This is a genomic window from Streptomyces nymphaeiformis, from assembly GCF_014203895.1.
Lineage (GTDB): Bacteria > Actinomycetota > Actinomycetes > Streptomycetales > Streptomycetaceae > Streptomyces > Streptomyces nymphaeiformis.
In genome coordinates, this window is sequence record NZ_JACHJY010000004.1 from 198,664 (window position 1) to 217,624 (window position 18,961).

17 protein-coding genes are annotated in these 18,961 nt (G+C 73.4%); 7 read left to right on the top strand and 10 right to left on the bottom strand.

The genetic code is table 11. From position 1 onward, the window contains the following. Positions 1-3 precede the first annotated feature (3 nt). Positions 4-1,923, top strand: a complete 1,920-nt coding sequence (locus tag GGE06_RS14950; protein ID WP_184931048.1) for a serine/threonine-protein kinase — start codon at positions 4-6, stop codon at positions 1,921-1,923. 16 nt (positions 1,924-1,939) lie between these two features. Here GGE06_RS14950 and GGE06_RS14955 read toward each other — a convergent pair whose 3' ends face one another. The 3 genes from GGE06_RS14955 to GGE06_RS14965 form a co-directional block, all read right to left on the bottom strand. After that, positions 1,940-2,278 carry a hypothetical protein gene (locus tag GGE06_RS14955; protein WP_184931049.1) on the bottom strand — a complete coding sequence of 113 codons (339 nt, stop codon included), beginning with the start codon at positions 2,276-2,278 and terminating at the stop codon, positions 1,940-1,942. Further along, positions 2,278-2,940, bottom strand: a complete 663-nt coding sequence (locus tag GGE06_RS14960; RefSeq protein WP_221518119.1) for a DUF6232 family protein — start codon at positions 2,938-2,940, stop codon at positions 2,278-2,280. The genes GGE06_RS14955 and GGE06_RS14960 overlap by 1 nt, the downstream gene beginning before the upstream one ends. Before the next feature lie 74 nt (positions 2,941-3,014). Continuing rightward, on the bottom strand, positions 3,015-3,920 hold the full coding sequence (locus GGE06_RS14965; protein ID WP_184931050.1) for a LysR family transcriptional regulator: 906 nt from the start codon (positions 3,918-3,920) through the stop codon (positions 3,015-3,017). A 90-nt stretch (positions 3,921-4,010) separates the two neighbouring features. On the opposite strand from GGE06_RS14965, the gene GGE06_RS14970 reads away from it, so the two are divergent. Further along, a complete protein-coding gene (locus GGE06_RS14970) occupies positions 4,011-4,844 on the top strand; it encodes an oxidoreductase (RefSeq protein ID WP_116160212.1) in 834 nt (277 codons plus the stop codon). A gap of 61 nt (positions 4,845-4,905) precedes the next feature. Here the strand turns inward: GGE06_RS14970 and GGE06_RS14975 are convergent, their stop codons facing one another. Then, entirely contained in the window at positions 4,906-6,189 is a 1,284-nt protein-coding gene (locus tag GGE06_RS14975) for an adenylosuccinate synthase (protein WP_116160211.1), read from the bottom strand. A 110-nt stretch (positions 6,190-6,299) separates the two neighbouring features. Here GGE06_RS14975 and GGE06_RS14980 point away from each other — a divergent pair, with 110 nt between their 5' ends. Then, positions 6,300-7,130, top strand: coding sequence for a diacylglycerol kinase (locus GGE06_RS14980; RefSeq protein WP_116160210.1), 831 nt, complete (start codon positions 6,300-6,302; stop codon positions 7,128-7,130). A gap of 38 nt (positions 7,131-7,168) precedes the next feature. Continuing rightward, positions 7,169-8,632: a hypothetical protein gene (locus tag GGE06_RS14985; RefSeq protein WP_184931051.1), complete on the top strand. Its 1,464-nt coding sequence runs from the start codon at positions 7,169-7,171 to the stop codon at positions 8,630-8,632. On the opposite strand, the gene GGE06_RS14990 is transcribed toward GGE06_RS14985, so the two are convergent. Continuing rightward, positions 8,629-9,126 (bottom strand): GbsR/MarR family transcriptional regulator, encoded by a 498-nt coding sequence (locus tag GGE06_RS14990; protein ID WP_184931052.1) that lies wholly within the window; start codon positions 9,124-9,126, stop codon positions 8,629-8,631. The two genes, GGE06_RS14985 and GGE06_RS14990, sit on opposite strands and share 4 nt — an antisense overlap. Before the next feature lie 75 nt (positions 9,127-9,201). Between GGE06_RS14990 and GGE06_RS14995 the strand changes: the two genes are divergently transcribed. Together GGE06_RS14995 and GGE06_RS15000 are read left to right on the top strand one after the other, a co-directional pair. Then, the gene (locus GGE06_RS14995) at positions 9,202-10,152 is read left to right on the top strand and encodes an ABC transporter ATP-binding protein (RefSeq protein WP_184931053.1); all 951 of its coding nucleotides are present in this window, start codon (positions 9,202-9,204) and stop codon (positions 10,150-10,152) included. Next, on the top strand, positions 10,149-11,714 hold the full coding sequence (locus GGE06_RS15000) for an ABC transporter permease (protein ID WP_116160206.1): 1,566 nt from the start codon (positions 10,149-10,151) through the stop codon (positions 11,712-11,714). Before GGE06_RS14995 ends, GGE06_RS15000 begins: the two co-directional genes overlap by 4 nt. A 224-nt stretch (positions 11,715-11,938) precedes the next feature. Here GGE06_RS15000 and GGE06_RS15005 read toward each other — a convergent pair whose 3' ends face one another. Then, a complete protein-coding gene (locus GGE06_RS15005) occupies positions 11,939-12,346 on the bottom strand; it encodes a MarR family winged helix-turn-helix transcriptional regulator (RefSeq protein ID WP_220378595.1) in 408 nt (135 codons plus the stop codon). Positions 12,347-12,512: 166 nt separating this feature from the next. On the opposite strand from GGE06_RS15005, the gene GGE06_RS15010 reads away from it, so the two are divergent. Then, entirely contained in the window at positions 12,513-13,394 is an 882-nt protein-coding gene (locus tag GGE06_RS15010; RefSeq protein ID WP_184931054.1) for an alpha/beta fold hydrolase, read from the top strand. A 2-nt stretch (positions 13,395-13,396) separates the two neighbouring features. Here GGE06_RS15010 and GGE06_RS15015 read toward each other — a convergent pair whose 3' ends face one another. The 4 genes from GGE06_RS15015 to GGE06_RS15030 all read right to left on the bottom strand — a co-directional run bounded on the left by GGE06_RS15015 (position 13,397) and on the right by GGE06_RS15030 (position 18,932). Further along, positions 13,397-14,593 (bottom strand): cytochrome P450, encoded by a 1,197-nt coding sequence (locus GGE06_RS15015; RefSeq protein ID WP_184931055.1) that lies wholly within the window; start codon positions 14,591-14,593, stop codon positions 13,397-13,399. 48 nt (positions 14,594-14,641) lie between these two features. Further along, positions 14,642-15,301 (bottom strand): response regulator, encoded by a 660-nt coding sequence (locus tag GGE06_RS15020; protein ID WP_116160202.1) that lies wholly within the window; start codon positions 15,299-15,301, stop codon positions 14,642-14,644. Continuing rightward, the gene (locus GGE06_RS15025) at positions 15,298-16,623 is read right to left on the bottom strand and encodes a histidine kinase (RefSeq protein WP_116160201.1); all 1,326 of its coding nucleotides are present in this window, start codon (positions 16,621-16,623) and stop codon (positions 15,298-15,300) included. Before GGE06_RS15025 ends, GGE06_RS15020 begins: the two co-directional genes overlap by 4 nt. Before the next feature lie 86 nt (positions 16,624-16,709). Further along, positions 16,710-18,932 (bottom strand): FG-GAP repeat domain-containing protein, encoded by a 2,223-nt coding sequence (locus GGE06_RS15030; RefSeq protein WP_116160200.1) that lies wholly within the window; start codon positions 18,930-18,932, stop codon positions 16,710-16,712. Positions 18,933-18,961: the final 29 nt, after the last annotated feature.

An 18,961-nucleotide genomic window follows, 5' to 3' on the forward strand; every position in this document is an offset into this window, starting at 1 on the left:
GACGTGGAGCCTTTGAACCCGCAAGATCCGGTCAGCGTCGGGCCGTTCCGTCTGATCGGCCGCCTCGGGGTCGGCGGCATGGGCCGGGTGTTCCTGGCCCGCTCGGCCGGCGGGCGGACCGTCGCGGTCAAGGTCGTGCACGCGGAGCTGGCCGCCCAGGACGAGTTCCGGCGCCGTTTCGCCCGCGAGGTCGCCGCGCTCGAACGGGTCGGCGGCACCGGCACCGCGCCCGTCCTCGGCTCGGACACCACCGCCGACTCGCCGTGGGTCGCCATCGGATACGTACCCGGGCCCTCGCTGCGGACCGTCGTCGGCGACGAGTTCGGGCCGCTGCCGCCCGCGACCGTACGGGCCCTGGCCTCCGGACTCGCCCGCGCCCTCGACCACATCCACACCGCCGGACTCGTCCACCGCGACCTCAAGCCGTCCAACGTGCTCCTCACCGTCGACGGGCCGCGGATCATCGACTTCGGCATCGCCCGCGCCGTCGACACCGTCGCCGACGGCGGCAACCTGACCACCACCGGCGCGGTCGTCGGCTCCCCCGGCTACATGTCGCCCGAGCAGGTCCGCGGCGACGACGTCGGCCCCGCGTCGGACGTCTTCTGCCTCGGTTCCGTGCTCGTGTACGCCGCGACCGGCCGCGCTCCCTTCGGTACGGCGGACAGCGGCGTCCACGCCACGATGTTCCGCATCGCCCACGACGAGCCCGACCTGACGGACCTTCCGGCCGAGCTCACCGGACTCATCCGGGCCTGCCTCGCCAAGGACCCGGCCGCCCGGCCCACGGCGACCGAGATCGTCGAGACCCTCCCGGTCGCGGATCCCTGGCTCCCGGCGGACGTCCTGGCGCGGCTGGGGCGGCATGCGGCGCAGTTGCTGGAGGCAGAGGGGGCGGCGCTCGCCGAGAGGGCTCCCGCGGGGGTGGGCGGCGCGGCCGGTCCCGGCGACACCGGGCCTTCGGGGACGGGTGGGACGGCTGGGACCTCTGGGACGGCTGGGGCCTCTGGGACCGGGCCTTCCGGGGCCGCCGACACCGAGCCCTCCGCGCCCGCCCCGCGCCGGCGCCGGGGCCGTACCGCACTCCTCGCCGCCGTCACGGGCCTCGCCGTCGCGGCGGCGGCCACCGCCGCGTACACCTACTGGCCCGGCGGCGGCGGCGACGGGAAGGGCGGCGGAGGCCGTCCCCACGGGATCGTCCCCACCGCCTTCCTCGGCGCCTGGGAGGGTGTCCTCCAGGGCTCGCCCGAGTCCCCCCGGGAGACCACCCGGATCGAGATCACCCAGGGCGCCGCGGGCTCCAAGAGCGGCATCTACGTCCAGGTCGCCGAGAACCGGCTGTGCATGGGCCGCTCGCGGCTCGTCTCGGCCGACGAGGACAAGGTCGTCTACGGCGAGTCCGTCGTGACCACCAGCGTCCCCGCCACGGGCTGCACCGCCGCCGCCCGCCAGACCCTCACCCTGCGCTCCCCCGAGGTCCTGGAATGGACCTCGGGCACCGTGAAGACCACCCTCCGCAAGGCCCGGAGCGGACCGGCGGCCGTCCCCGCCCGCTTCCTCGGCCACTGGTCGCGCATCCCCGCGCCCGAGATGTACGGCGCCGACGACGGCCGGTTCACCTCGGAGGTGACGATCACCCAAGGCCCGGTCGGCGCGCCCGTGATCAGCGTCATCGACGGCTACCCCCGCACGATCGACGGCGTGAACACCTCCGAGGACTGGTCCTGCGGCACCACGGCCGTCCTCGGAGGCTCCGGCGACCTGCTGGTCCTCGGCCCCAGCCAGCGGGACACGACGGCCTGGGACCGCGAATGCCAGGAGGGCCTCTCCCGCTTCATGGTCGTCGACAAGCTGAAGGGCAAGGACCGGCTCCTCCTCTACCCGATGCTCGACGGCGAACCGAACGAGTACTACCGGTCCTGAGGCTCTCCTGTGCCGCTCAGCCGCCGAGCATTCCCAGGATCTGGTGGACCAGGGCGAGCGCGGCCGCGCCGGCCGGACCCACCGACTCCAGGATCCCGCCGACCCGCTCCAGGGCGCCGCGGCGCGCCTCCGGGCCCGCGGAGCCCTCGATCTCCGGCTCGGCGGCCTCCACGACCTGCGTCGCGAACGGCCCCAGGCCGCCCCGCAGCTCCTGGAGCAGCGGCAGCAACTCCCGCACGGCCCGCTCGACTTCGGCGCCGGAGCCGCCCGTGACGACGGTCCGCTTGTCGATGCCGACGCTGTTGTGGGTCTGGTTCATGTTCACGACGTCGCCGTAGTAGTCGTCCCCGGCCATCACTTCGCCACCCCCGTGTTGCCGCTGCCGCCGTACATGTTCACGGCGTCTCCGAAGAAGTAGTTGCCGTAGTTGGAGACCATCAGCGTCCCCACCGACGCCTGGAACTCGGCGTCCGGCTGGTCGATCGCCTCGGCGATCGAGCGGACGAGCTGGTTCAGGTAGTCACGTTCCCCGGTCACCAGGGCCGTGGACCGCCCGTTCGTCTCGATGGCGAGGACGTAGTGGGACCGGGCGAAGACCACGGAGGCCATGTCGGCGAAGAGGTAGATCAGCAGGGCCAGGACGAGGACCCGGGCGATCCCGAGGAAGCCCTCGGCGTCGCTGCTGCTGTACGAGCTCGACGACGAGTCCGAGACGTACAGCAGGAACAGGAACAGCGCGATCGTCGCACCGCCCCGCTTCAGGAAGCGGAAGAAGGCCTCGCCGCGCCGGGGCCGGAGCACGAATGTGTAGACGCGGACGATGTTCTCCAGCGGATAGGCGCCGCCGTGCACCCAGAGCAGCCGCTTGCTGATGACGAGACCCTGCCGGGGCGGCAGGGCGGCCGAGGCGGCCCGGGAGGCGAGCGCCCGCTCCGGCTCCTGCCACGGTCTCGACGGCGGCGACGCCGGATTCGGCGGCCGCGTCGGCTTCGGCGGCGGCGTTTCGTTCGTTCCCATGCGTCCCCCCGAGATGGAACCGCTGTGACGTGCCCCTCATTACGCAGCCGAACCACCCGCCCCACAAGGCGAGTTCAGGCCTCGCGGGAGACGACTTCGGACACCGCGCGGGCGTAGTCGTGGACCAGGGGGCGGGGGTCGGCCGCGCGCCAGGCGAGGGCGAAGCGGCTCGGGGCGACGCCTCGGACGGGGCGGGTGACGACGCCGCCGCGGGTGAGGACCGGCGCGTTCCCGGCGGCGACCAGGCAGATACCGAGGCCGTCGACCAGCGCCTCGTACGTCTCGTCCGCGCTGGCGATCTCGGCGCCGACGACCGGCGGGCGGCCGCCCCGGGCGTCCACGGCCAGCCAGTGGTCGCGGAGTTCGGGACCGGTCGCGGGGAGGGCGAGGAAGGGCTCGTCGAGGAGCTCGGAGAAGTCCAGGCCGTCGCGGGCTGCCAGCGGATGGGACTCGGGGAGGGCGACGAGCCGGGGCTCGGTGGCGACGACGACCCAGCGGAAACGGTCCGCGCCGGGCAGCGGCAGCCACACGAAGGCCACGTCGCTGGTGTCGTCCGCCAGGCCGGCCGTCGGGTCCTCCCAGCCCACCTGGCGCAGCCGCAGCCGGGCCTCCGGGCGCGCCTCGGTGAACCGGGACCGGATCGCGGGCAGCAGCCCGCCGCGGCCCGGGCTGGTGCTCATCCCGACGACGAGGGTGCCGTCGGCGGCCGCCCTGGCCCGGCCCACGGCCGCCTCGCCCTCCTCCCAGGCGGCGAGCACGGCCCGCGCGTGCGGCAGCAGGGCCGTACCGACGGGGGTGAGGGCCACGCCCTGCCGGTCCCGGTCGAAGAGGGGCGCACCGAGCTGCCGTTCCAGGGCGCGGACCTGCTTGCTGAGCGCGGGCTGCGAGACGTACAGCCGCTCGGCGGCGCGCGTGAAGTGGAGCTCCTCGGCGACCGCGACGAAGTACCGGAGGTCCCGCCCGTGCACATCCATAACCATGGGCTATCACGCCGGATCTTGGACTAACAACGCCACGCCGTCCCAAGCTTGTTGGGACAGCGAGCGAACGAACAGCAGGGGAAAACGAACATGAGCAAGGTCTGGCTGATCACCGGCGCCAACAGCGGCTTCGGACGCGCCTTCGCCGAGGCGGCGATCGCCGCGGGCGACGTCGTCGTCGCCGCGGCCCGACGCACCGAGAGCCTGGACGACCTGGTCGCCGCCCACCCCGACCAGGTCGACCCGGTCGCCCTGGACGTCACCGACACGGCCGCCGTCGACCGGGTCGTCACCGCGCTGGTCGAGCGCCACGGCCGCGTCGACGTCCTCGTCAACAACGCGGGCCGCACCCACGTCGGCTCGGTCGAGGAGACCTCCGACGAGGACCTGCGCTCCCTCTTCGACGTCCACGTCTTCGGCCCCGCCGCCCTCACCCGCGCCGTCCTGCCCCACATGCGGGCCCGCCGCTCCGGCGCGATCGTGCAGCTCAGCAGCGTCGGCGGCCAGATGTCGCTGGCCGGCTTCGGCGCGTACAGCGCGACGAAGTTCGCCCTGGAGGGCATGTCGGAGGCGCTCGCCGCCGAGGTCGGCCCGCTCGGCATCAAGGTCCTGATCGTCGAGCCCGGCGCCTTCCGCACGAGCCTCTTCGGCACCGGCAAGAGCTTCAGCGCCGACACCGTCGCCGACTACGCCGACACGGTCGGCGCCACCCGCGCCTACGTCGAGACCGGCGCCGGCACCCAGGCGGGCGACCCGGCGAAGGCCGCGGCCGCGGTCCTCACGGCCCTCGCCGCCGACGAGACCCCCCTCCGCCTCGCCCTCGGCGACGACTCGATCGACGCCATCCACGCCCACCTGGACCAGGTCCGCGCGGACCTGACCGCATGGGACAAGGTGGGACGGGACACGAAGCTGGACGGCTGACGGACACGCGGAAGGGCCCGCACCCCGGTGAACCGGGGTGCGGGCCCTTCGTCGCGTGCTCCTACAGGAAGGAGTTGATCTCGATCGTCTCCGTGCGGCCGGGGCCGACGCCGATCGCGGAGATCGGGGCGCCCGACATCTCCTCCAGGGCCTTCACGTAGGCCTGGGCGTTCTTCGGGAGGTCCGCGAAGGTCTTGGCCTTCGTGATGTCCTCCGACCAGCCCGGGAGCATCTCGTAGATCGGCTTCGCGTGGTGGAAGTCGGACTGCGAGTAGGGCAGCTCCTCGACGCGCTTGCCGTCGATCTCGTACGCGACGCAGACCGGGATCTGCTCCCAGCCGGTGAGCACGTCGAGCTTGGTGAGGAAGAAGTCCGTCAGGCCGTTCACGCGGGTCGCGTAGCGGGCGATGACCGCGTCGAACCAGCCGCAGCGGCGGTCACGGCCGGTGGTGACACCGCGCTCGCCACCGATGCGGCGCAGCGCCTCGCCGTCCTCGTCGAACAGCTCCGTCGGGAACGGGCCGGCGCCGACGCGGGTCGTGTACGCCTTGAGGATGCCGATGACGCGGCTGATCTTCGTCGGGCCCACGCCCGCACCCGTGCAGGCGCCGCCCGCGGTCGGGTTCGAGGAGGTGACGAAGGGGTACGTGCCGTGGTCGACGTCGAGCAGGGTGCCCTGGCCGCCCTCGAACAGCACGACCTTGTCCTGGTCGAGCGCGTCGTTCAGGATCAGGGTGGTGTCCGCGACGTACGGCTTGATCTGCTCCGCGTACTGGAGCATCTCCTCGACGATCTGCGACACGTCGATGGCGCGGCGGTTGTACAGCTTCGCGAGCAGCTGGTTCTTGCCCTCGAGCGCCGCCTCGACCTTCTGGGTGAGGATCGACTCGTCGTACAGGTCCTGGACCCGGATGCCGACGCGGTTGATCTTGTCGGCGTAGGTCGGGCCGATGCCGCGGCCCGTGGTGCCGATCTTGCGCTTGCCGAGGAACCGTTCCGTCACCTTGTCGAGCGTGACGTTGTACGGGGTGATCAGGTGGGCGTTGCCGCTGATCAGGAGCTTCGACGTGTCGACGCCGCGCTCGTTCAGTCCGCTCAGCTCGGAGAGCAGGACCGCCGGGTCGACGACGACACCGTTTCCGATCACCGGGGTGCACCCCGGGGAGAGGATTCCGGAAGGGAGGAGATGCAGTGCGTACTTCTGGTCGCCGACGACGACCGTGTGGCCGGCATTGTTGCCGCCCTGGTAACGCACCACGTAGTCCACGGATCCACCGAGCAGGTCGGTGGCCTTTCCCTTGCCCTCGTCACCCCACTGAGCACCGAGCAGCACAAGTGCGGGCACAGGCGTACACCCCTTCCGGGCGGGGCATGTCCAAGGTCAGGGGGCGTACGCCGCCTCACCGGTGTGCCCCGGAATAGACGAAGCCCCTGGCGCAATAGCGCAAGGGGCTCTTGCACAAAGATGCTACCCGAGGAAGGACCGAGGTGTCGGATCACGACCAGCTGCTGGTCATCGTCGACCCGGTCGCCCGCCGAAGTGACGGCGAGTCCGTACGGATCGCGAAGGATGTCCTGTCCGCGGGCGCGGAAGCGAAGATCTGCCTGCCGGACGGCCCCGAGGAATTCTCCCGGGCCCTGGCCAGGCGCGGCTCCCGGCGCCCCGTCGTCCTCGGCGACGACCGCGCGCTGCTGCGCGCGGTGGCCCTGCTGCACCGCGAGCGGGAGCTCGCCGAGGGGGCCCTCTCGCTCGTCCCCATCGGTGCCCCGGACGCCCTGGAAGTGGCTCACGCGCTCGGCGTGCCGCGCGCCACGCCGGCAGCGGCCCGCGCGGTCCTGCACGGTGCGGTGCGCCGCCTCGACCTGCTCGTCGACGACAGCGACGGCGTCGTCCTCGGCGACCTCCTGGTGCCGGGCGTGCCCGCGCTCGCCCCGGCGGCGCCGTCCGTCTGGGGGACCTGCCGCTCCCTCGTCCGCACGCTGGTCCGCCCGGCGCCCGCGGTCGCGGCCGCGACCCGGCTCCGGGTGGAGGCGGACGGGGTGCTGCTCGCCGATGTCGACGCCCCGGTGGAGGGCCTGTCGGTCCGCTCGACGGGCGGTACGGCGGAGGTGACCGTCCGCCCGCTCGCGTCCCCCGCGCGGCACGCGACCGCCCGCACCCTCACCGTCTCGGGCCCCGACTTCCGCTACCGCGCCGACGGCCGCCTCTCGGGGCCGGTGCGGCGGCGGACGTGGACGGTCAGGCCGGGGGCCTGGGGGCTGACGCTGCCCCTGGATGCCGCCTAGGGTCGAGGCACATTGACCGGTGGGGTGGGGGAAGTGCGATGGCGGGTGGAACGACGTCTGCGACGGCGTCTGCGCTGGACGTCGAGGCGACGGCGGCGGAACTGGAGCGGTACCGGCGAAGAGCCGACGGGCTGATCGGCGCGGGGGTGGTGACGCTCGTCCTGGCCGTCGGCGCTTCGTCGCCGGTCACCGACACCTGGGCCTCCGACGTGGCCTCCTGGCTCTTCGTGCTCGGAATCCTCTGTCTGGGCTTCGGGACCGGCTCGCGGTTCAACGCGCGGCGGATGCGGCGGGCCCTCGGCGCGGGCGTCTGGTCGGCGCACCCCGCCGCGGCGGTCGCCCGCACCGGGCACGCGACGAGCCTCGTCCTGCGCGCCCCGGACGGCTCCGAGGCGTGGCCGCTGACGGTGATCGCGACGCGGCAGCGGTACGAGCTGGTGCGGCCCGGTCCGGACGGCGTGCTGTGGTGGTGCGGCGACCCGCGCGTGGGCGGGGTCATCACGCCGCCCGGCGGCGGGCCGCTGATCTGGGCGAAGCCGCTGCGCGGCGACCGCGTGCGGCGGCGGCTCGTCGCGCAGGCGGAGTCGGAGGGGCTGATGCGGCGGGCGGCGCCCCGGCAGCCGCAGGAGCCGCTGCCCGCGCCCGCCGCGGTGGACGACCTCTACGACCCCTACGACCGCATCCACGCCGCCCCCTACGACGGCCCCTACGACAACCCCGACGCCGACGACAGCCCCGCCGACGGCTCCGACGACAGCCCCGTCCACGGCCCGGGGCCCGTCACCGCGGACGGTGTCCCCCTGGGCCCCCGTCCCGTACGGCTCGACCTGCCGACCTACGCCGTGCTCGCCACGCACGCGCAGCGGCAGGCCAGGCCCCAGGACAAGGCGCTCCGCCCCGAGGCGGACGTGCGCAAGGTGCCGTGGTGGCGGGTGCGGGGGCTGCGGCGGGCCGCCGGGGTGCCTCCGGTGGTGGTCGCGTTCACGTTCTGCGCGGCCGTGGGCGCGGTCGCGCTGACCGGGCCCACGGGGTCGGACGCCCTGAAGCTGGGCGCCGTGGGCGTCCTCGTCCTGGGCGCCCTCGTGTACTCCTGCTACCGGCTGCTGACCGTCGGCCTGCCCGCCGCGCGGGTGCTGGCCCGGGCCGCGGTCTCCTACCCGCCCCACCTCCGCCGGTACGTCCTGCTGTACCACCCCGAGGGCGGCGCGCCCGTCCTCGTGCTGTTCCCGGCGCTCGGCGGCCTGCACGCCCGGCCCGACGCGGTGCTCGCACTGGTTCCGCCCGGTCCGCGGAAGGAGCCGCGCCGCGGGCTTCCGGCCCTGCCCGTCGGCACCGTCCGCCTGCACGGCTGGCAGGACTCCACCCCGGACGGCCGCAGGCCGTTCGTCGTGCCCTGGATCGGCGGGCGCCCCCTGTGGCCGGCGGGACCGCTCTGGGGGGACGACGGCCGGCCGGAGTTCGCCACGCTCCTGGAGCGGCTCGCCCCGCCGCTGGAAACCTAGGAGGAGCTCTCCTGCGCGTCCTTGTGGGCGCGCCAGCGGTCCATGATCCCGGCCATCTCGCCGTGCAGGAAGGCGAAGAACTCGGCCGTCTCCGCGACGCGGCGGCCCGCCGCGCTGTCCGTCCCGAGGGTCGCGGCGCCCTCGTCGAGGACCTTCTCCCAGCGGGTGAGGGTCTGGTCGCGGCGGGTGAACGTCTCGTACCAGAGCTCGCTGTGGAGGACGTACCGCTCGCGGCGGGTGCCGGGGTCGCGCTCGCGGCTGACCATGCTGACCTGGGAGAGGTAGCGGATCGCGCCGGAGACGGCGGCCGGGCTGATCCGCAGCTGGTCGGCCAGCTCGGCCGAGGTCATGGAGGCCGTCTCCGAGGCGAGGAGCGCGGCGAAGACGCGGCTCGCCATCCGCTGCATGCCGGCGGCGGTCATCTCGGCCGCGAAGCGCTCGACGAAGCGGGAGACCGCCTCTTCCCCGGTCGTTTCCTTGGGCGTCGTCGTCATGTTCCCCACTCTAAGCGCGGATTCACGCGTTTCCTTAACTTCACAAATTTGTGAAATGAGCGTACGTTCTGAAGCATGACGAAGGCAATCAGCGTCGTCGGACTCCACAAGTCCTTCGGGCGCACCCACGCCCTCGACGGCCTCGACCTCACTGTCGAGACCGGCGAGGTCCACGGTTTCCTCGGCCCCAACGGCGCCGGCAAGTCGACCGCCATCCGCGTCCTCCTGGGCCTGCTGCGGCCCGACGCCGGCGCCGCCCGGCTCCTCGGCCGCGACCCCTGGCGGGACGCCGTCGAGCTGCACCGCCGGATCGCGTACGTCCCCGGCGACGTGACGCTCTGGCGCAACCTGTCCGGCGGCGAGGTCATCGACCTGTACGGACGGCTGCGCGGGGAGGGTAGCGGCCGCGCGAAGCGCGTCAGGCAGGGTGGTGGCGGGCGACGGGCGGGCGGACTCGACAAGGCCCGGCGCGCCGAGCTGATCGAGCGCTTCGAACTCGACCCCACCAAGAAGGGCCGCACCTACTCCAAGGGCAACCGGCAGAAGGTCGCACTCGTCGCCGCCTTCGCCGCCGACGTCGACCTGCTCGTCCTCGACGAGCCGACCAGCGGCCTCGACCCGCTGATGGAGGAGGTCTTCCAGAGCTGCGTGGAGGAGGCCCGGCAGCAGGGGCGGACGGTGCTGCTGTCCTCCCACATCCTCAGCGAGGTCGAGGCGCTCTGCGACCGGGTCAGCATCGTCCGCAAGGGCCGGACGGTGGAGTCGGGTTCGCTCGCGGAGCTGCGCCACCTGACCCGTACCAGCGTCACCGCCGAACTCGCCGGACCGCCCAACGGCCTCGCCCACCTGCCCGGCGTCCACGGCTTCGACGCGCAGGGCGGCCGCGTGAAGTTCCAGGTGGACACCGACAAGCTCGACGCCGTCCTCCGCTCCCTGACCGCGTCCGGCGTCCGCTCCCTGACCTCCACCCCACCCACCCTGGAAGAGCTCTTCCTCCGGCACTACACGGACGAGGTGGCGTCATGAACCTCGCCGGCACCGGCGTCCTCACCCGGCTCGCGCTGCGCCGCGACCGGCTGATGCTCCCCGTCTGGGCGCTCGTCACCGGCGGCATGGTCGCGAGCGGCGCCGGCTCCCTGCAGGGTCTGTACGGCACGGCCGCCGAGCGGGCCGAGCTCGCCGCCTCCATGACCGCCAACAGCTCGATGCGCGCGATGTACGGGCCCGTCTTCGGCGACTCCCTCGGCGGGCTCGTCGCCTGGCGCTTCGGCACCTTCGGCGCGGTCCTCGCCGCCGTCGCGAGCCTGATCGTGGTGGTCCGGCACACCCGCGAGGAGGAGGAGACGGGCCGTCAGGAGATGCTGTCCGCCGGGGCGGTGGGCCGCCGGGCCCCGCTGACGGCGGCGCTCCTCGCCGCGCTCGTGATGAATGCCGCCGTCGCCCTCGTCGTCACCGCCGGCCTCGCCGGGCAGGGAACGGCCGGGGCGCTCGCGCTCGGTCTGGCGATCGGCGGCACCGGCATGGTCTTCGCGACCACGGCCGCGCTCGCCGCCCAGCTCACGGAGAGCGCCCGGCTCGCGAAGGGCCTGTCGGCGGCCGTCCTGGGCCTGGCGTTCGCGCTGCGGGCGGCCGGCGACGCGGGGACGGCGGGTGGGGAATCGGTCCTGACCTGGGTCTCCCCGATCGGCTGGGCCGAACACGTCCGCGCCTTCGCCGGCGAGCGCTGGTGGGTGCTGCTCGTCATCGCCGGGGCCGTCCTGATCCAGACGGCCGTCGCGTACGCGCTGACCGCCCGCCGGGACGTCGGAGCGAGCTTCCTCGCGACCCGGCCCGGCCCCGCCCGGGGGCGGCTCGCGACGGCCGGGGCGCTCGCCTGGCGGCTCCAGCGCGGCACGCTCCTCGGCTGGTCGCTCGGCTTCCTGCTCGGCGGGCTCGTCTTCGGCGGGATGGTCGAGGGCGCGGCGGACATCGTCGGCGACAACGAACGGGCCCGGGAGATCTTCGAGCGGATGGGCGGCCAGAGCGCGCTGACCGACGCCTTCCTCGCCACCATGGTGTCCCTGTTCGGGATGCTCGCCGCGCTGTACGCCGTCGGCTCCGTGCTGCGGCCGCACGGCGAGGAGACCTCCGGCCGGGCCGAACCGCTCCTCGCGGGCGCCCTCGGCCGGCTCCGCTGGGCCGCCGGGCACCTGGTCATCGCCCTCGGCGGCTCGGCCCTGATCCTGGTCCTCGCCGGACTCGGCCTCGCCCTCTCGTACGGGCACGACCTCGGCCCCGTCCTGGGCGCCGCACTCGTCCAGCTGCCCGCCGTGTGGACGCTCGCCGGGCTCGCCGTGCTCCTCTGGGGCGTCGCCCCGAAGGCCGCGACCGCCGCGTGGGGCGTGGCCGGCCTCTGCCTGGCCCTCGGCTGGATCGGCCCGGCCCTCGGCCTGCCGCAGGCCGTCCTCGACGCCTCCCCCTTCGGCCACCTGCCGAAGCTGCCGGGCCCGGAGACGGCCTGGACCCCGGTCCTGATCCTGACGGCCCTGGCGGCCGCCCTGACGGCGGCGGGGCTCGCGGGGCTGCGACGCCGGGACATGCTGAGCTGAGAACTCCTGCTCCGGCTCAGGCCTGCGACGTACGGCTCAGGCCCGCGAGGCACGGCTCAGGCCGTGACGTACGGCTCAGGCCCGCGACGTACGGCTCAGGCCCGCGACGTACGGCTCAGGCCCGTGACGTACGGCTCAGGCCCGCGACGTACGGCTCAGGCCCGTGACGTACGGCTCAGGCCCGCGATGCCGGAGGCGGCCCGTACACCTCAGGCCCGTACGCGTCAGGCCCGCGACGACGGCATGAGCGTGCGGGCCAGTACCTCCAGCGCCTCCGTGACCTCCCGGAGGCGCTGCGGGTCGTCCGACCCCAGCGCCGCGGCGAGCGCGCCTTCGATCCGGGTGGCCCTGACCTCCGCCACGCGCTCGGACGCCTCCGCGGCCGGGCGGACGAGCACCCGGCGCCGGTCGGCGGGGTCGGGGACGGCCAGCACCGAACCGGCCTCCTTCAATCGGGCCACGGCCGTGGACACCTGACTCTGCGGCAGCCCGGTCCGTGCGGCGATCTCGCCGACGGCGCTGTCGGGGTGGGCGGCGATGTCACCGGCGACGATCAGCACGAGGCGCGCGCTGCCGGCGTACCGGCCCTCGCCGCCGGGGGGCTCGGGCAGCGACTCCTCACCGAGCTTCATCAGGACGCGGCCCAGCAGGAACAGTTCGGCTCCATTCACCCCGCCAAACTACATCCGATTCGATTCATCCATCTTGATGCATCGGGGTTGATGTATCGAATTGGATGGAATAACGTCGAGGAGAGACGGAGGGCGCGACGCCCGCCGCACATGGAGGGGGAGAACCATGACCGGCACCACGACCACGGCGACCACGACCGCGACCGCGATCGACGGCACGCTCGACGTCCCCGGGGCCGTCCTGCACTACCAGGTCCGGGGCGCCGGCCCGACGCTGCTGATCTCGCAGAGCGGCGAGGGCGACGCCGACCGGAGCACCGACCTCGTCCGCCGGCTCACCGACTCCTACCGCGTGATCACCTACGACCGTCGCGGCCTCTCCCGCAGCCGGCTCGACGCACCGGAGCGGGGGGCGACGCTGGTCGAGCACGCCGACGACGTCCACCGCCTCCTCACCGCCCTCACGGACACGCCCGCCCTGATGCTCGGCTGCAGCCTGGGAGCCGTCATCGGGCTGCACACCGCCGTGCGCCACCCCGGACTGATCCGGATGCTCGTCGCCCACGAGCCGGTCGCCCCGCGCCTGCTGCCCGCGCGGGAGCGCGCCCACCACGAGCGGGAGCTCACCGCCCTCCAGGAGCTGTACCGCCGGGACGGCCTCTCCGTCGCGCTGCCGGAGATCGCCCGGACCCTCGGCATAGACCCGGCCCGCACCGATGCCGAGCCGGGCCTGACGCCCCAGCCGCTGAACGCCCTGCGCGTCGCCAACTTCGACCACTTCATCCGCCACGACTTCACCGCGATCGTCCACGACACCCTGGACCCCGCCGCGCTGGACCCCGCCGCACTGGCGCACTCCGGCACGCGCATCGTCCCCGCCGTCGGCCGGACCACTCCGCGCACCGTCTTCGACCACCTCTGCGCGGTCTCCCTGGCCGAGCTCGTCGGCGAGGAGCTGGTGGAGTTCCCCGGCGGGCACAACGGCAACACCAGCCACCCGGAGGCGTACGCGACCCGCCTCCGCCAGGCCCTGGCGGAGGCGTCATGACCTCACACCTCCACGAGCAGCTCCTCGAAGCCCCGGATGACGTACCCGGGCTTCCACACCGGTTCCGCCGCGAGCTTCAGGCCCGGCGCCTGTCGCAGCAACTCGCCGAAGACGGCGTGCAGTTCGAGGCGGGCGAGCGGGGCGCCGAGGCAGTAGTGGATGCCGGCGCCGAAGGTGATGTGCGGATTGTCGGCCCGTTCGAGGTCGAGGACGTCGGCGGTGGGGCCGAAGCGGGCGGGGTCGCGGTTGGCGGAGCCGAAGAGGAGGGCGACCTCGGAGCCGCGCGGGAGGGTGACGCCGCCGAGCTCGATGTCGTCGAGGACCCAGCGCTCGAACATCTGGAGCGGGGTGTCGTAGCGCAGAAGTTCTTCCACAGCTGTGGACAGATTTTCGGGATCCGGACGGACGCCCTCCCGCAGCAGCGTCCACCAGCCGTTGACCGTGGTGTTCACGGTGGCCTCGTGGCCGGCGTTCAGGAGCAGGACGCAGGTGGAGATCATCTCCTGTTCCGTCAGCTCCTCGACCGCGATCAGGGAGGAGATCAGGTCCTCCCCCGGGCTCTTCCGCCGCCGCGCGATGAGCTCCCGCAGATAGTCCGAGAACTCGACCGAGGCCCGGACCGCCCGCCGCGCCGTCTCCTCCGAGGGATTCAGCTCGAACATCCCGCAGATCGCCGCCGACCAGGGCCGCAGCCGCCCCCGCTCCTCGTCCTCCGCCGGGATGCCGAGCATCTCGGCGATCACCGCGACGGGCAGGGGTTCGGCGACCCGGGCGAGCAGGTCGCCGCCGCCGTCCGCGACCAGTCCCCCGACGAGGTCGGCGGCCAGGCGCCGTACCGTCGGCGCCAGGTTCTCCACGGTCTTCGGGGTGAACGCCTTCGAGACGAGCCGCCGGATCCGCGTGTGGTCGGCCGCCTCCAGGTCGAGCAGTCCGTGGTCGTTGAGCGTGTGGAACGGCTCGAAGGCGGCGTCCGGTGCCGTCCGCCCGAACTCCTCGTGCGTGAAGCGATGGGTGTACGTGCGGCCCAGGCGCCGGTCCCGGAGGAGCGCCGACACGTCCTCGTAGTGCGGGATCAGCCACTGGCGGGTGGGGCCGTGCCAGTGCGCGCGGCCGGCGGCGCGCAACCGGGCGTAGGCGGGATAGGGATCGGCGACGAACTCCGGCGACCAGGGGTCGTACACAGCGTCAACAGCGTCCATGGACGGACGCTACCCCCGGACCCCGGGCGCCGCCCCCGTGCCGGCGCCTCAGCCGCCGACCCGCACCAGCCCCGCCTCGTACGCGAAGACCGCCGCCTGCGTGCGGTCGCGCAGGCCCAGCTTCACCAGGATCCGGCTGACGTGGGTCTTGATCGTCGACTCGGCGACGACGAGGTGGTCGGCGATCTCGGCGTTCGACAGGCCCTGCGCGATGAGGACGAGGACCTCCGTCTCCCGCTCGGTCAGCTCCCCGACCTGCGCCATCGCGGGCGGGCGCGTGGCGCTCGGCGCCTTCGCGAACTCGGTGATCAGCCGCTTGGTGACGGTCGGCGCGAGCAGTGCCTCGCCGGCCGCGACCACCCGGACGCCGTCCGCGAGCTGCCGGGCCGAGGCGTCCTTGAGGAGGAAGCCGGAGGCCCCGGCGCGCAGCGCCTGGTACACGTACTCGTCGAGGTCGAAGGTCGTCAGGACGAGCACCTTCGCGTCCGCGTCGGCGGCGACGATCTCCCGTGTGGCCTCGATGCCGTTCAGCTCGGGCATCCGGATGTCCATGAGGACCACGTCGGGGCGGAGGGCGGCGACCTGGGCGATCGCCTCCCGGCCGTTGACGGCCTCGCCGACGACCTCGATGTCCGGCATCGCGCCGAGCAGCACGGAGAAGCCCTCGCGGACCATCATCTGGTCGTCGACGATCAGTACGCGGATCACTGTCCGGCCCCCTCACGGATGTCCTCACGGCTCACGGGGACGAAGGCCGTCACCTCGTACCCACCGTCGTCGGTGACCTCGGCGGTCATCTCCCCGCCGAGCATCGTGACACGCTCCCGCATACCGGTGATGCCGTGCCCTGCGCCCGGGGAAGGCTTCACCAGACCGCGCGCCGGGCCGTTGGCGACCCGCAGGCCGAGGCCCCCGAGGACGTAGCTGACCTCGACCTTCGCCGCCGCGCCGGGCGCGTGCCGGAGCACGTTCGACAGGGCCTCCTGGACGATCCGGTACGCGGAGAGCTCCACGCCCTGCGGCAGCTCCCGCACCGCGCCGGTCACGGTCTTCTCCACGTCGAGCCCGGCCTCGCGGACGTTGCCGACGAGCGCGTCCAGATCGGCGAGGGTCGGCTGCGGGGCGTCGGGCGCCTCGTAGTCCTCGGCGCGGACGACCCCGAGGATGCGGCGCAGCTCGGTCAGCGCGGCGACGGCGTTCTCCCGGATCGTGAGGAAGGCCTGCTCCAGCTCCGGCGGCGGGTTCTCCACGCGGTAGGGCGCGGCCTCCGCCTGGATGGCGACCACCGACATGTGGTGGGCGACGACGTCGTGCAGCTCCCGCGCGATGGTCGTCCGCTCCTCCAGGAGGGTCCGCTTCGAACGCTCCTGCGCGGTGACGGTCTGCTGGGCGGTGACCTCGCGGGTCGCCTGGCGGCGGACCTGGAAGACGGTGACGGTGAGGAGGACGAGGGCGGCGACGAACAGCATCGGGATGGCGTCGGTACCGCTGCCCATCCCGAGGAAGGTCTCGGCGAAGACCGCGTAGCCGGCCGTCCCGACCCACATCCACACGGCGGTACGGGGCCGGGTGCGGGCGGCGACGACGGCGAGGACCACGAGGTGGGCGGCGAACGAGTTGGCCGCCCAGGGCCAGCCGCTGAGGAAGCCGGAGAGGTAGCCGATGAACGGCGTCGTGCCGAGCGACGCCCAGAAGGAGAGGACCGGCCGGACCAGGGTCAGCAGCACGATCACGGCCGGCGCGAGGGCGGACACGAGCCCGATGGGGCCGATGGCGCCGCTGTAGCGCGCGAGGCCGACCATGAACACGATCAGCGCCGCGAAGGCGACGACCGCGTGCGGCAGCAGACCGGCGTAGGCCCGTATCCGCTCCGGCAGGAACCGCGTCGGCCCGCTGTTCACGTCCATGCGCGGGAGCGGCCGGTAGGCGAAGGCGTCGTGGAAGAGTTCCTGGCGCAGCCCGCCGAGCGCCACCTGCACCAGGCGGAACTCGGGGCTGCGGCTCGTCTCGGGGGACTGTGTCTGGGTCACACCGAAACCGTACGGGTGGCGGGGGGACCCGGTCGTCCCGCTGGATGCGGATCCTTCCGGGTCCCCCTTGAGGACTAGGGCAGCCCTCAGAGGACGCTGGTGAACTTGGTGCCCTCGCCCGCGTACAGCGACGTCGTCTGGCGGCTGAAGGGGGCGGTGGCGACGCCCGTCGAGCGGTAGACGTAGGTGCCGCCGGAGCCGTAGGCGATCAGGTCCGGGCGGCCGTCGTTGTCGAGGTCGCCGGCGCCGACGAGCTGGGAGAAGGCGCCCCAGCCGCCGCCGATCCGCACGCGGAGCGAGAAGCCGCCGCTGCCGTTGCCCTGGTAGAGCCAGAGGACGCCGGAGGTGTCGCGGGCGATCAGGTCACCGGCGGCCGAGCCGGCGATGTTCCCGACGGCGGTGAGCTGGTTGTAGACCTGCCAGCTGCCGCCGCGGCTCACGCGGGCCGCGTACGGCTTCGCGTAGTTGCCCGTGCCCTTGTAGAACCACAGGGTGCCGGCGCTGTCCGTGGCGACCAGGTCGGGACGGCCGTCGCCGTCGAGGTCCGAACCGCCGGCGATCTTGTTGTAGATCTGCCAGCCCGTGCCGACCTTCACGCGGGGGGCGAAGGTGCCGTCGCCCTTGCCGAGGTAGAGCCACTGCACGCCGGCCGTGTCGACCGCGATCAGGTCGCCGGTCGCGGCACCGCCGACGTTCCCGACGGACTCGATCTGCTTGTACGTGTTCCAGCCGCTGCCGATCTTCGTCCGCAGCGCGGGCTTGACCTGGCCGTTCACCGGGCGGTCCCGCAGGTCGTCGCGCCACAGCACGCCGGCGGCGTCCCGGGCGAGGACGTCGGTGGAGCCGTTGTTCGTGTAGTCGTGCGGGTCGGCCGTCCGGACGACGTTCATGAGCCAGCCCTGGGAGGCGGGCTCGCCGATCCCGTCGACCGGCGTCGCCTCGGCCTCGACGGCGTACGTGCCGTTCGGCGCGTCCAGGCCGGCGATGACGCCGTCCCAGTCGAAGGAGAACAGCGTGCCGCTCGTGGGGGCGGTCAGGCGCTTGGTGAACTCCTTGCCGGTGGCGGTGTGCGTGAGGGTGACGTCCAGGTAGGCGTCGGCGCGCGACAGCGTCCAGCCCAGGGTCACCTTGCCGCCGGTCTTGTCGAGATCCGCCGTGTCGGGGACGTGGACCTGCTGGATCGCCAGCGGCTCCCAGACCTCCGGCGTGCCCGTCGCGGCGAGCTTGGTGACGGCCGGGGTGCCGTCCGCGGCGGCCGCGACGCGGAACAGACCGCTGCCGTCGGCGGCCCGGCTGCCCTGGAGCACCGCGCTGCCGTCCGCCGAGGCGGCCGAGGCCGAGGCCGTGACGCCGAGGTCGGTGACCGCGCCGGTGGCGAGGGAGACGGCCTTGGCGGGGGTCGACGCGTTGCCGTAGACCAGCGAGCCGCCCACGAGCTCGTAGTACCAGGAGGTCTGGCGGGAGCCGATGACGGTCTTCTTGACCTCGTGCGTCGTGCGGTCGACGGACGTCACGTACAGGCCGGTGCCGGCCGCGTAGTCGAGCCAGGCGACGTGGGAGCCGGAGAACATCAGGCTGGTGAAGTCGTACCCGGACTCGACGGAGGCGTAGGTCTCGGTCGCCTTCTCGGCGGTCAGGTCGATCAGCGCCCGGCCGCCGGTCCGCGCGTCCGCCGGGCCGGTCGCGTACCCGACGAGGATGTGGCCGTCCTTGACCGTCGAGCCGGTGAACTCGGTGGCGTCGGCGGGCAGACCGGCGATCTTCCGGCTGGTCGTCGTGGTGCCGTTCTTGGTCACGACGTGGAGTTCCGCCGTGCCGTCGTCGTGCGTGATCTGCGCGAGGACGCTCGTCGGGCTCAGGACGGCGACGTAGTTGCCCTTCAGCGCGGTGAGGTCGATGTCGACGTCCGCGGCGAACGGGCTGGCCGTGTTCCGCAGGGTGAGCTTGCGCATCTGGACGGTCCAGCTCGCGTCGCCGAGGACGACGACGTCGCCGCCGGACATGGCGAAGCCGCCGTCCTCGGGCTCCTGGATCCGGTGGGACTTCCCGCCGTCGTACGGCGTCCAGAGCAGGGTCCGGTTGTACGACTGGTCGAAGGACCAGCTGAGGAAACCGGTGGCGCCCATGCCCCCGAGCGTGGAGCCCTCGGGGAAGACGGGAGCGGCGGTGGCCTGGTCGGCGGAGGCCGTCGCCGACGTGGCCGCGAAGGCGGCCGGGGCGGTGGCCAGGGTGCCGGCGCCCAGGGCGGTGGCGGCGAGGACGACCGTGACGGCCAGAGCGAGACGGCTGCCGGTGGTGCGGAACTGCAAGGTGAACCCCCACGAGAAGATCGGACACG